Source organism: Arthrobacter sp. NicSoilC5, from assembly GCF_019977395.1.
Classification (GTDB): Bacteria; Actinomycetota; Actinomycetes; order Actinomycetales; family Micrococcaceae; genus Arthrobacter.
This window is the reverse complement of the sequence record NZ_AP024660.1, coordinates 844,896-856,704: the sequence shown is the minus strand read 5'-3', so window position 1 is coordinate 856,704 and position 11,809 is coordinate 844,896. Positions and strand designations below refer to the sequence as shown.

The following is an 11,809-nucleotide window of genomic DNA, read 5'->3' as shown; positions in this document are numbered from 1 at the left end:
AAGTCTTTCGCTTGGAGGGAAATACTCACGTACTGCACCGCGGCCTTGCCGGCCCGGCTCCTACTTCAGAGAAAACGAGTCTATCGTGACTGGTTGTTTTGGTGCGCCGTCCGTGTCGCTGGCACCTGGCGTGATACCGGCGGCAGCAATGTTGGACACCACATCAAGCCCCGAGGTCACCTTTCCCACCACGGTATAGCCCCCCGCTGCGTCTGCCGGAATCGCGGTGTCCTTATAGACAATGAAGAACTGTGTCCCGTTGCCGTAGGCGTTGTTGCCGGTACGGGCCACGGCGATGGTGCCGGCGGGGTACATGTTGTCCGCCGGGGTGTTCTCCAGCGGACCCCACGTGTAGTTGGGGTCTCCCTGGCCGTCGCCCGTGGGCGAACCGCACTGCAGCACGCCGAACTGGTCTGCGGTGGTGAGCCGGTGGCACGTCTTGCCGTTGAAATAGCCTTCGTCGCTGAGGGACTTGAAGACCGCCGCGGCCTGGGGAGCCTTGGTTCCGTCCACCTCCACGCCCAGAGGACTGCCGTTCAGCAGCAGTTGGCCCGTGAAAGTCTTGCCGGCCGCCGAGTCTGCGGCCGGGATGTTCGGCCCGTTGGTTGCAGCAGCGGATGGAGTGGGGGAGGCGCTGGCCGAGGCCGATGGCTCGGTCAGGCCTGCCTGCGCGGCAGCATACTCGTCCTCGGTCGGGTTTCCGGCGAACGCCGTGAGCTGGAGGACGACGGCGAGCAGTACGGCGGCGGTTCCCGCGCCGGCGGCCACGAGGTTGTCGCGCTTGCGCCGCCTTTCCTGGTCGCGCCGGAGGTCACGCTTGGCTTCCATTTGCTGGATGCGCCGTTTCGTTTCGCGGGCACTGCGTGAACTGGCCGGCAAGGGTCCTCCTCATCGTCGGGCTGCTGGTGTGCCGCGGTTGGCCGCGGCGCGAAGAATTCAGCGGCCAGTCCGTGCCGTCCGCCGTATTAGAGATGCACACGGATGAACGCATAAACTGGCTGCCGCACATAGTTTATGCATGGCCGGCTGTGCTGCCGCCGTACGCCGTCCCTGAACGGTGTGGCCGGCAGTGCGCCGCGCCTTCCATCCCTAAGGAGAACCTTCCCCATGGCACGCACCGCCTCCCTGTCCGGATTCCCCGAGTGGCTTCCCGAGGAGCGGCTGGTGGAGCTGCATGTGCTCGATACCCTGCGCAGGGTCTTTGAGCTGCATGGTTTTGCCTCGATCGAAACCCGGGCTGTGGAGACGGTGGGCCAGCTGCTCCGCAAGGGTGAGATCGACAAGGAAGTGTATGGACTCAGCCGGCTCCAGGAGGATGAGAGCGACAACCCGGTAAAGGGCGGTAAAGCGGATCCCCACGCGCTGGCCCTGCATTTTGACCTGACGGTGCCGTTTGCCCGCTACGTCGTTGAAAACGCCGGCTACCTCGCCTTCCCGTTCCGCCGCTACCAGATCCAGAAAGTGTGGCGCGGCGAGCGGCCCCAGGAAGGCCGGGCCCGTGAGTTTACCCAGGCGGACATCGATGTTGTGGGCGACGGCGAGCTTCCGTTCCGTTACGACGTCGAGATTGCACTGGTCATCGCCGAGGCCCTCAGTGCCCTGCCCATCCCCGACTTCCGCCTCCGGATCAACAACCGCAAGCTCGCCGAAGGCTTCTACCGCGGCATCGGCCTCGATGACACCGCAGGCGTGCTGCGCAGCATCGACAAGCTTGAAAAGATCGGTCCCGCCAAGGTGGCTGAGCTGCTGAAGTCCGAGCTGGGCGCTTCCGATGACCAGGCCGCCAAGGCGCTGCAGCTGGCAGCAATCCGCACGGACGACACATCCTTCGTGGCGCAGGTCCGTGCCCTCGGCGTCACCAACGAGCTCCTGGATGAAGGCCTCGACGAACTGGAGCAGGTTATCGATGCCGCCGTGCAGCGGGCTCCCGGCAAGGTGCTGGCCGACCTCAGCATCGCCCGCGGCCTGGACTACTACACCGGCACCGTGGTGGAAACCGTGCTGGTGGGCCACGAGCAGCTCGGGTCCATCTGCTCCGGTGGCCGCTACGACGCCCTGGCGTCCAAGGGAAACCGGAAGTTCCCGGGCGTCGGGCTGTCCATCGGCGTGACCCGGTTGGTCTCCCGGATCCTGAGCCAGGACCTGGCCAAGGCCTCCCGTTCGGTTCCCACGGCGGTGCTGGTGGCCCTGAACCACGACGACAGCTGGGGCGGTGCGCAGGACGTCGCCGCGCTCCTGCGCAGCAGGGGTATCCCCACGGAAGTGGCGGCCAAGGCAGAAAAGTTCGGTAAGCAGATCAAGTTCGCGGACCGGCGCGGCATCCCGTTCGTCTGGTTCACCGACGAGGACGGCACCCACCAGGTCAAGGACATCCGTACTGGCGAACAGGTGCTGGCCGCGCCCGAAACCTGGATGCCGCCGCTGGAGGACCTGACGGTTCAGGTTGAAACCACCGCCCCCGCAGCAGCCTCCGTGTAGCCCGGCAAGTCAGGACTGGTGCTGCCGGAGGCGCAGCGCCAGCCAGCGCCCGGCCACCCCGGCTGCGAGGACCGCGGCCATGGTCAGCACGGGCGCCGGCGGCAGGGTGAAGGCGAGGACGACACAGCCCAGGAATCCCACGGCGTTCAGCCAGCGGCGGGCATAGCCGGGATGGGCCGTGAGGGTGAAGGCGGACGCGTTCGCCACGGCGTAATACACCAGTACGCCGAAGCTTGAGAAGCCCACCACCGTCATCACGTTGGTGGTCAGCAGGAGCAGGATGACGACGACGGCCACAGCCAGTTCCGCAACGAACGGGACGGTGTGGGTGCCGCCCACCTTTGCCAGCGGACCCGGCAGGTCGCGTTCCCGTGCCATGGCCAGGGTGGTCCGCCCCACGCCCGTGATGAGGGCGAGGAGGGCACCCAGGCATGCAGCGGCTGCGCCCGCCTGCACCAGCGGCGCGGCAGGGGCAAGGCGGGAATCCAATACTGCGTCCAGCAGGGGAGTTCCGGACGCGGCAAGCCGCTCTCCGAGGTGGTTCAGCAGGAGCAGTGCCAGCAGCAGGTAGATGGCGAAAGCGGCTGCCAGGGCCGCCAGGATGGCCCGCGGGATGGCCCGTGTGGGGTCTTTGACCTCTTCGCCCAGCGTGGCGATCCGGGCGTAGCCGGCGAAAGCGAAAAACATGAGCCCTGCTGCCGGCAGGACTCCCGCCGGGTTGCCCGACGGCGGCCCGGCCAGTACCGCCGCGGTGTGCGGGCCCAGCCACGCGGCCACGGCGACGAACACCAGCGTCGCCAGGACCATGCACAGCAGGATGCGTGTCAGCAGGGCGGTCCGGGTAATGCCGAGCAGGTTGACTCCGGTGAGCGCCACGACGGCGGCCACAGCCACCGGGACCGCATAATCCCGCGCTACGTAGCTGCCGAACGTCAACGCCATGGCCGCGCACGACGCCGTCTTGCCTGTCACGAAACCCCAGCCGGCCAGGAAACCCGGCCACTCGCCGAGCTGGTTCCGCCCGTACACGTAAGTACCGCCGCTGGTGGGGTATTTGGCGGCGAGGGCGGCAGAGGCCACGGCGTTGCAGTACGCCACTACTCCCGCGATGAGCACCGACAGGACCAGGAGATTCCCTGCCAGCGCGGCGGCCGGAGCGAAGACCACAAACACGCCGGCACCCAGCATGGAACCCAGTCCGATCGCGGTGGCGTCAAAGGTCCCGAGCCTGCGCTGCAGCTGCTGCGGTTCGCTCATGCGGCGGCATTCCCTTTCCAGCGGGTAAACTCGGACGGGATCGTTCCCGCAACGATCATATTGAAACTTCCCACTGTTTTCCCGCAGAAAGGCGTGCTGTGCTGCGCACACATGACCTCGGATCCCTTCGTTCCGAGCACATTGGACAAACCGTAACCCTGGCCGGCTGGGTGGGCCGCCGTCGTGATCACGGTGGTGTGGCATTCGTTGACCTTCGCGACGCTTCCGGCGTGGCCCAGGTGGTGGTCCGCGAGGAAGAAGTGTTCCACGGACTGCGCAACGAGTACGTCCTGCAGGTCACGGGCACCGTGTCCAAGCGTCCGGAGGGGAACGAGAATCCCGCCCTCGCGACCGGAGAGATCGAGGTCATCGCCGAGGATGTCACCATCCTCAACACCTCCGACCCCCTGCCGTTCCAAATTGACGAACACGTGGAAGTCGGCGAGGAAGCCCGCCTCAAGCACCGCTACCTGGACCTTCGCCGCCCCGGCCCCAGCCGCAACCTGCGCCTGCGCTCCGAGGCCAACCGGGTGGCGCGCGACCTGCTCCACCAGGAGGGCTTCGTGGAGATTGAGACGCCCACGCTGACGCGTTCGACGCCGGAAGGCGCCCGTGACTTCCTGGTTCCGGCACGCCTGGCCCCGGGTTCCTGGTACGCGCTCCCGCAGTCCCCGCAGCTTTTCAAGCAGCTGCTGCAGGTGGGCGGGTTCGAGAAGTACTACCAGATTGCACGCTGCTACCGCGATGAGGACTTCCGTGCGGACAGGCAGCCGGAATTCACCCAGCTGGACATCGAGGCCAGCTTCGTCGACCAGGACGACATCATCCGGCTGGGCGAAAACATCGTTAAGGCAGTGTGGCAGCTCATCGGAGCGGACATCCCGACGCCCATCCAGCGCATCACCTACGCCGACGCCATGGCCCGGTACGGCTCCGACAAGCCGGACCTTCGCTTCGGGCTGGAACTGACCGAGCTCACCGATTTCTTCAAGGACACCAACTTCGGCGTGTTCAAGGCTCCCTACGTGGGTGCCGTGGTCATGCCCGGCGGCGCTTCCCAGGCACGCCGTGCCCTGGACGCGTGGCAGGAATGGGCCAAGCAGCGCGGCGCCAAGGGCCTTGCCTACGTCCTGTACAAGGAGGACGGCGAACTCGCCGGCCCCGTGGCGAAGAACCTCACCGAGTTCGAGCGTGCCGGCCTGGCCGACGCTGTGGGCGCGAAGCCCGGCGACTGCATCTTCTTCGCCGCTGGTGAAAAGACTCCCTCGCGCGCCCTGCTGGGTGCCGCCCGCGTGGAAATCGGCCACCGCACCGGCCTGATCGACCCCACGGACTGGGCTTTCTGCTGGGTTGTGGACGCGCCCATGTTTGAGCCCGCCGCCGCTGCCGTTGCCTCCGGCGACGTTGCTGTCGGCGGAGGCCAGTGGACTGCCGTGCACCACGCCTTCACCTCACCCAAGCCGGAATTCCTTGACACGTTCGACAAGGATCCCGAGTCGGCGCTCTCCTACGCCTACGACATCGTCTGCAACGGCAACGAAATTGGTGGCGGCTCCATCCGTATCCACCAGCGCGACGTGCAGGAGCGCGTCTTCGAACTGATGGGCCTGGACAAGGAGGACGCCCAGACCAAGTTCGGGTTCCTGCTGGAGGGCTTCAAGTACGGCGCGCCTCCGCACGGCGGCATCGCCTTCGGCTGGGACCGCGTGGTCTCCCTGCTGGCAGGAGTCGAGTCCATCCGCGACGTCATCGCCTTCCCGAAGTCCGGCGGTGGACACGACCCCCTCACCGAGGCCCCGGCCCCCATCACGCCGCAGCAGCGCAAGGAAGCAGGGGTGGACTTCAAGCCCGAGGCCAAAAAGCCCGAAGTGAAGAAGCCCGAAGACAAGCAGTAGTGCACGGTTAGTGGCTCCAGGCCGCAATCATTGGAGGTTCCCCGGTTCGCCCGGGGGACCTCCTGCCGTTAAGGAAGGAACAGCCCCGTGACCACACCGAGCCCGGTCCAACCCGCACCCCCGGGCCTTGAAGCCGCCATGGACGCAGCATGGCCAGCACCGGACCGCCATGATGCCGGCAGCTGGACGCTTCGTGCGGCCGCAGGCGTCACCCAACGGGCCAACTCCATCTGGCCACGCAGTGAAGAGTACGGTGTCGACCGGTGCAGCGACGACCTCCCGGGCCTGCTCAGGGAGGCCAGGGCCTGGTACCGCAGCCGCCGCTTGCCGGTCATCTTCCAAGTCTTCGACACCCCGGCAGCGTCCGGTCTCCATGAGCTGCTGGACGCGGAGGGCTTCACCCGCCAGTCCGAGACCCTGGTCATGACCCGCAGCGCGATGGATGCCCGGATTCCCGCAGGCGCCACGCCGGCGGTGGAACTCGCCACGGAGCCGTCAGGGGAGTGGCTGCGGGTCTGGTGGGAGGTGGACGGCCGCGGCGGGGAGGACTCCCCGGCCGTCGCGGAAACCATCCTCAGGGGCTGTCCCTCCGTGTATGCCCTGGTGCGGGACCGTGGTGGCAGGGCTGCCGCCGTCGGGCGCCTTGCCCTCCCGCGCGGCAGCGGGCAGGGCGGCCTCTACTGCATGGCTACCCTTCCGGACGCGCGCCGCCAGGGCTTCGCGGCCGTCATCCTGCAATCCCTGCTGCGGGCAGGCAACGAGCGGGGATTGGACGGCTTCTGGCTTCTGGTCACAGCGGCGAACCGTGGGGCGCAGCAACTCTACGGGAAAGCCGGGTTCCGTGAGGCCGGCCGATACCTGTACCGGCAGGAACGCCCGCAGCGCGCCCAGACTGGTTGCTAGGGCTGCATTAGGGGCCCGCGGGATCAGTGGATCCGGGTGCCCGCTGTTGGTGCGTCCTGCAGTTCATGCCTGCTTGCCTGCAGCAGATCACGGCGCTGTGCGGATCCCTTGAGGTAGGAGGCGCCCAGTTCGGCAATAGGTGTCCTGAAGGTCTCCGGGGAGTAGAAGGCCGATGCTGCCGCGATAAGCATGCAGACCGTGGCGAAGACAGCCACCGGAATCCAACCGGTTATACCGGGGGCAAGGAGCATGCCGGCAATCATTGGTGCGAATCCGGCGAGAACCAGTCCGAGCTGGTTACCCAGTGCCATTCCGGTGTAACGGACGGGGGCGGCGAACTGTTCCGCGAAGAATGCCGGCCAAATGCCGTTGAAGCCCGAATAGAGCACCGTCATGTTGAGGAAGGCGGACAGGAAGACCAGCGCGAGGTTGCCGGAGGACAGGGCGAGGAAGTAGAGGAAGATCGTAACCGAGCAGCCGATGGCGGCCGTAAGCAGCAAGGGGCGTCGTCCTATCCGGTCCGAAAGCCTGGCCGCGAGCGGCATGGCCACCATCGACAGTCCGATGGCCACAGCATTGACGGTCAGGATGGACGCTCGGTCAAAGCCGGCAGTAGTGGTGGCATAGGCCAATCCGAACACGGTGAAAACGGTCTGCATGACGGACATGATGGACATCCCCACGACGCGCATAACGTCAGCCCCCTGGAACCTGAGCACTTCCTTAATCGGCATCGGGGCCACCTGGTCCGTTGCCTGGGCTTCCTCAAAAACGGGGGTCTCGTCCAAGTGCGTCCGCACCCAATAAGCGATCCCGAGGACCACGATGGAGAGCCAGAAGGGAATGCGCCATCCCCAAGCCATCATGGCTTCTTGTGGCAGGGCTGCCACGGGAATAAAGACGAGGGTGGCAAGCACCATGCCGGAGGCGTAGCCGGTCATCACGAAGCTGGTGAAGAAGCCCCTTTTTCCTTCCGGTGAATGTTCGAGGGTCAGGGTCGAGGCGCCCGCCGATTCCGCGCCGGCGGAAAACCCCTGGGCCAGGCGGCCGGCCACCAGGAGGATCGGGGCCCAGATGCCCACCTGTTCGTAACCGGGCAGGAACCCGATACCCAATGACGACAGGCCCATGATGCCGAGGGTGAGCAGCAGGATTTTCTTGCGGCCCAGTTTGTCCCCGAAGTGGCCCATGACCAGGCCTCCAACCGGACGGGCGACGTAGGCTACGCCGAACGTGGCAAATGCACTGATCAACCCGACCGCCGGGTCTGCGGTCGGAAAGAAGATGTGCGGAAAGACCAGGGCGGCGGCCGTCCCGTAGATGAAGAAATCGTAGTACTCAAGCGTGCTGCCGAGGAAGGACGCCAACGCCGCTTTGCCCGGAGTTTTACGCTGGGCAGTATCTGGTGCCGATTGGGATGGGGACATGGACTGCATGGTTCTCCTCAAGACGTCGGTGTCTCAGTGGGAGCCTGCTGGGAATCCGCCAGGTGGAAGTCCACCGAGAGGATTTGCTGGCTGTTGGGAAATGAGTAGGACTTAAGCGGCTCGTGCAGGCGATGGGTGTTGTAGACCGCAATGTCCTCGACCGATTCGAAATCGGCCACAATGGCGTAGTCGAAAGAGCGCTCGGTCCCGAGCACGTTAGCGCCGTGGGTCAGGCTGAGCATGCCGGGAATGTTCCCGGCCATCCTGTCGAGTCCGGTGATCCAGGCATGCTTGTCAGCGGGCGGAAAATCCGGTTTGAACTTGAAGAGCACGGTATGGCGGATCATCTCAGGCACCCACCAGTTCCGCGCCTGCTCCGTTTCGTTCAGCCGCGCAATACTCCGGCCGCAGCCCGGCGATGGTGCGGCCTGCCAGGTAGCCCATAGTCATGATTGGCCCAAGGGTTGCTCCGGCGCCGGGGTATCCGGCTGCGTAGGCGTTTTCGGTTGTGTTTCCAGCGGCGAACAGGCCCTTGATGGGCTGGTTGTCGACGTCGAGCACGCGGGCCAGCCCGTCGGTTGCAACGCCGCCGTTGGTGCCGAAAGCGCCATTGACCACTTCCATGGCGTAGAACGGCCCGGTCTGCAGCGGACCGAGAGAGGGGTTCGGGTACGGGTTCTCCTCGTCGCCCCAGTACTTGTCGTAGGCGCTTTCACCGCGGCCGAAGTCGGGGTCTTCGCCCTTGACCGCGTATTCGTTGAACCGTGCCACGGTTGCGCGGAGGTCTTCCGCAGGCACGTCGATCTTGGCCGCGAGTTCTTCTAATGTGTCCGCCTCGATCAGGTAGCCGGGAGTGGGCTGGCCGGCGCGGTGGGCCAGGATGCCATAGCGCTCCATGTACGTGTGGTCGACGATTACGTGGACAGGGGTATTGAGGGTCTGGTTTTTGGGGGAGTCCCAGGACTGCAGGCTCCGGGCGAGGTCGTTGTAGTTCTGGGATTCGTTCGCGAAACGGTGGCCGTGGCGGTTCACCATGATCGATCCAGGGCCCTGGCGTTCGAAGCGCAGCAGGGTGCCGATCGGCTGGCCGTCCCGGGTGTCCCCGGTGACGGACATTGGGGCCCACCAGGCTTCCCTGGTGCCGCGGGTCTGGCCGCCGATCCGCTGGGCCATCCGCAGGCCGTCGCCGGTGTTCGAGGGCGGCGAGCACATCGTGTAAAGCCGCGAGGCCAGCATCGAGTCGGCGAGTGCCTTGTCCCATTCGAAGCCGCCGGTGGCCAGTACTACGGCATCGTTTGCGTGGAAGGCCTGACCGGATTCGACCTCGACGCCGGTTACCCGGGTGCCGTCTGTCAGCAGCCGACGGCCCCGTGCTTCGGTGACTAGTGCGGCACCGTCGCGGACCAGGCTGGCAAGGAGCATGGACACCAGGGCCTGGCCCTTGGCCACGAGCCCGTCAGCCTGGCGCTGGTTGAGGTCGTCCCAGGGGAACTTGGTGAAGGCGCCCCAGTTTTCGTATTCCTGCATTGTGAACGGGGCCCGGCCGTCAGTGCGGACGTGCGCGGTGAGCTTGCCGAGGGCTTCCTTGCTGTTGAACAGCTCGGGTTCCACTGTGCGGCCGCCCTCCACCGCGCCGGGGAGGTCCTGGCGGTAGTCCGGGAAGTTGTTGAGGAAGATGAAGCGGACGCCGCATTCCTCCTCAACGAAGCGGAGCATCTGGTCCCCGTAGTCCAGGGCGGCGTCCAGGAGCTCCTCCCGTCCGCGTCCCCGGGCCACGGCACGCACGTACTTTGCGGCCGCTTCCTTCGAATCGGTCATGCCGGCTTCCCGGGCGTGGTGGTTATCCGCCACCCACAGCATGCCGCCGGAGACGGCGGACGTGCCGCCCAGCAGGGGGCTCTTTTCCAGGACGACGACGGACTTGCCGGCGCGCGCTGCGGTGGCCGCCGCGGTGAGTGCGCCGGCGCCGGATCCGACGATGACGACGTCGTAGCTTTCGGCTGCGGTTCCATTGACGAATTTCATGGGTGTTGCCTTTCAGGAGGAGGAAATGGTTGCGCAGATGCCTGCGCCAACGGCTCTGTCAAGCGGCTGCCAGGGCCGGGAACCCGGCGCCCGGGTTAGATGGCGGTGTAGCCGCCGTCGATAACCAGCTCGGAACCGGTGGTGAAGCGGGACTCGTCGGAGGCCAGGTACAGCACCCCGTAGGCGATCTCGTCCGGTTTGCCCTGCCGGGGAAGGGGATTGGAGCCCACCAGCTGCTTGTAGTAAGCATCAGCGCCGATGTCCGACTGCTCGGCGGAGCGGCGGCTCATCCGGGTGTCCATGGAGCCGGGGTGGATGGAATTCACCCGGATGCCGTGGGCACCGTACGCCGCCGCATCGGACTTGCTCAGGAGCCGGACTGCACCCTTGGTCGCGTGGTACAGCGGCACGTTCCGTCCGCCCGTGATTCCGTGGATGGAGGAGAAGTTGACGATACTGCCGGCGCCCTTTTCGATCATGCCGGGGATCACGTGCTTGGTCATGAGCCAAACGCCCTTGACGTTGACGTTGAAGATCGTGTCGAAGTCGGACACCGAGGCGGTGTGCGAGGCTCCGGCCGGCCCAATTATTCCGGCGGCGTTGACCAGGATGTCCGGCGTCCCGAGATCCTCGCGGACCTGGCGGATGGCTTCCGCGACGCTCTCCTCGCTGGTGACATCGACGTCGTACTCTTTGACGTTGGTGTGGGAGGTTGCGGCGGGGATGCCGGCAACGTCCAGGCTGGCGACTGCTGCGCCGTGTTCTGCCAGCAGGGCGGCGGTGGCCTTGCCCAGGTCACCGCGGCCCCCTGTGACGACTGCAGTCTTGCCTGCCACGCGGTTCGCTGTGGTGTTCATGCGGTCTGCTCCTCGTAACTCCAGCAGCCTCGTTGCTGCATCCCAGCCAGAGTGGCAGGGGAGCTGTGACTGGAACCACATGTTTACCGATCAACGGCAAAAGTTGGTTCCTGTGGCTTTGCCTAGTGGCTCTGGCGAAGGGTGCCCTTCAACTCGCCCCGCCAGCCGAGGGCCCGCGAGATCCCGCGGGCCGATGCCATCAGCACGGGCACCCGGGCGGCTGCATTCTCCTCGTTGCGCGGGACCACCACGCTGAGCGCCGCGCGGATGGAGTTGTCCGGTCCGAAGACGGGAACGGCGATGCCGCTGGATTCGGGAACAATCACGCCCGGCATGGCTGCAAAGCCCCGCTGCCTGATCGCGGCCAGATGGCGGCGCAGCTCGGACGGGTCGGTCAGCGTCGTTTCGGTGAATTTCGTCAGGGGCCGGGCCAAGAACCTGTCCTGGTAGGCCGCGGGGGAGTGTGCCAGGAGGACTAGGCCCGACGACGTCGCGTGGAGCGGCAGCCGGCCCGCAACTTTGGTGATGTCCACGATGGTCTTATCCGAGCCCAGGCGCTCGATGTACAGCACTTCGTCCGAATCCAGGATGCCCAGCGTGGTGGAGTGCTGCACCACGGACTGGACGTCCTCCATGAAAGGCAGCGCGGCTTCCCTCAGGCTGAGCGTCTTGGACCCCCGGGAGGCCAGTTCCCACATCCGGGTGCCTATATGGATGTCGCCGCCGGGCTCACGTTCGAGCAGCCGTTCGTGGAGCAGATCGTTGACCAGCCGGTAGGTGGTGGTGACCGGCAGCCCGGTCCTGCGCCCAAGTTCGGCGACGCTCATGGAACTATGGCGGTCGTCGAATGCACTCACGATCTTCACGAAGCGGCCGATGATCGACTCGCCCGACGCGGAATTGGCCACATTGCTCCTTCGGATTCCCGCTCAATGGTAATCCTCCTCCTGTGCCGCCCCCTGTTCCC

General features: G+C 65.9%; 10 protein-coding genes. 3 read left to right on the top strand and 7 right to left on the bottom strand.

Going from position 1 to position 11,809, the window contains the following annotated elements; genetic code table 11:
• Positions 1-60 precede the first annotated feature (60 nt).
• Positions 61-879, bottom strand: coding sequence for a peptidylprolyl isomerase (locus LDO22_RS03910; protein ID WP_159631899.1), 819 nt, complete (start codon positions 877-879; stop codon positions 61-63).
• A gap of 228 nt (positions 880-1,107) precedes the next feature.
• Between LDO22_RS03910 and hisS the strand changes: the two genes are divergently transcribed.
• Positions 1,108-2,478: a histidine--tRNA ligase gene (gene hisS / locus LDO22_RS03905; RefSeq protein ID WP_159631900.1), complete on the top strand. Its 1,371-nt coding sequence runs from the start codon at positions 1,108-1,110 to the stop codon at positions 2,476-2,478.
• A gap of 9 nt (positions 2,479-2,487) precedes the next feature.
• On the opposite strand, the gene LDO22_RS03900 is transcribed toward hisS, so the two are convergent.
• Positions 2,488-3,735 carry an APC family permease gene (locus tag LDO22_RS03900; protein ID WP_224026164.1) on the bottom strand — a complete coding sequence of 416 codons (1,248 nt, stop codon included), beginning with the start codon at positions 3,733-3,735 and terminating at the stop codon, positions 2,488-2,490.
• A gap of 98 nt (positions 3,736-3,833) precedes the next feature.
• On the opposite strand from LDO22_RS03900, the gene aspS reads away from it, so the two are divergent.
• Both aspS and LDO22_RS03890 read left to right on the top strand, forming a co-directional pair.
• Positions 3,834-5,630 carry an aspartate--tRNA ligase gene (gene aspS, locus LDO22_RS03895; protein ID WP_224026163.1) on the top strand — a complete coding sequence of 599 codons (1,797 nt, stop codon included), beginning with the start codon at positions 3,834-3,836 and terminating at the stop codon, positions 5,628-5,630.
• Positions 5,631-5,768: 138 nt separating this feature from the next.
• Positions 5,769-6,533 (top strand): GNAT family N-acetyltransferase, encoded by a 765-nt coding sequence (locus LDO22_RS03890; RefSeq protein WP_224027153.1) that lies wholly within the window; start codon positions 5,769-5,771, stop codon positions 6,531-6,533.
• A 23-nt stretch (positions 6,534-6,556) separates the two neighbouring features.
• Here LDO22_RS03890 and LDO22_RS03885 read toward each other — a convergent pair whose 3' ends face one another.
• From LDO22_RS03885 to LDO22_RS03865, 5 genes are all read right to left on the bottom strand, one after another.
• The gene (locus tag LDO22_RS03885) at positions 6,557-7,960 is read right to left on the bottom strand and encodes an MFS transporter (RefSeq protein WP_224026162.1); all 1,404 of its coding nucleotides are present in this window, start codon (positions 7,958-7,960) and stop codon (positions 6,557-6,559) included.
• Positions 7,961-7,977: 17 nt separating this feature from the next.
• Entirely contained in the window at positions 7,978-8,307 is a 330-nt protein-coding gene (locus LDO22_RS03880; protein ID WP_224027152.1) for a Dabb family protein, read from the bottom strand.
• A 1-nt stretch (position 8,308) separates the two neighbouring features.
• Positions 8,309-9,985: an FAD-dependent oxidoreductase gene (locus LDO22_RS03875; protein ID WP_224026161.1), complete on the bottom strand. Its 1,677-nt coding sequence runs from the start codon at positions 9,983-9,985 to the stop codon at positions 8,309-8,311.
• A 95-nt stretch (positions 9,986-10,080) separates the two neighbouring features.
• Positions 10,081-10,842 (bottom strand): SDR family oxidoreductase, encoded by a 762-nt coding sequence (locus LDO22_RS03870; protein WP_224026160.1) that lies wholly within the window; start codon positions 10,840-10,842, stop codon positions 10,081-10,083.
• Between the two features lie 122 nt (positions 10,843-10,964).
• Positions 10,965-11,750: an IclR family transcriptional regulator gene (locus tag LDO22_RS03865; protein WP_224026159.1), complete on the bottom strand. Its 786-nt coding sequence runs from the start codon at positions 11,748-11,750 to the stop codon at positions 10,965-10,967.
• Between the last annotated feature and the right edge of the window lie 59 nt (positions 11,751-11,809).

What these genes read in the sequence shown, in the direction of transcription:
- hisS (WP_159631900.1), top strand. Translation starts at nt 1,108, where the DNA reads ATGGCACGCACCGCCTCCCTGTCCGGATTCCCCGAGTGGCTTCCCGAG.
- LDO22_RS03900 (WP_224026164.1), bottom strand. Translation starts at nt 3,735, where the DNA reads ATGAGCGAACCGCAGCAGCTGCAGCGCAGGCTCGGGACCTTTGACGCC.
- LDO22_RS03890 (WP_224027153.1), top strand. Translation starts at nt 5,769, where the DNA reads ATGGACGCAGCATGGCCAGCACCGGACCGCCATGATGCCGGCAGCTGG.
- LDO22_RS03885 (WP_224026162.1), bottom strand. Translation starts at nt 7,960, where the DNA reads ATGTCCCCATCCCAATCGGCACCAGATACTGCCCAGCGTAAAACTCCG.
- LDO22_RS03880 (WP_224027152.1), bottom strand. Translation starts at nt 8,307, where the DNA reads ATGATCCGCCATACCGTGCTCTTCAAGTTCAAACCGGATTTTCCGCCC.
- LDO22_RS03875 (WP_224026161.1), bottom strand. Translation starts at nt 9,985, where the DNA reads ATGAAATTCGTCAATGGAACCGCAGCCGAAAGCTACGACGTCGTCATC.
- LDO22_RS03870 (WP_224026160.1), bottom strand. Translation starts at nt 10,842, where the DNA reads ATGAACACCACAGCGAACCGCGTGGCAGGCAAGACTGCAGTCGTCACA.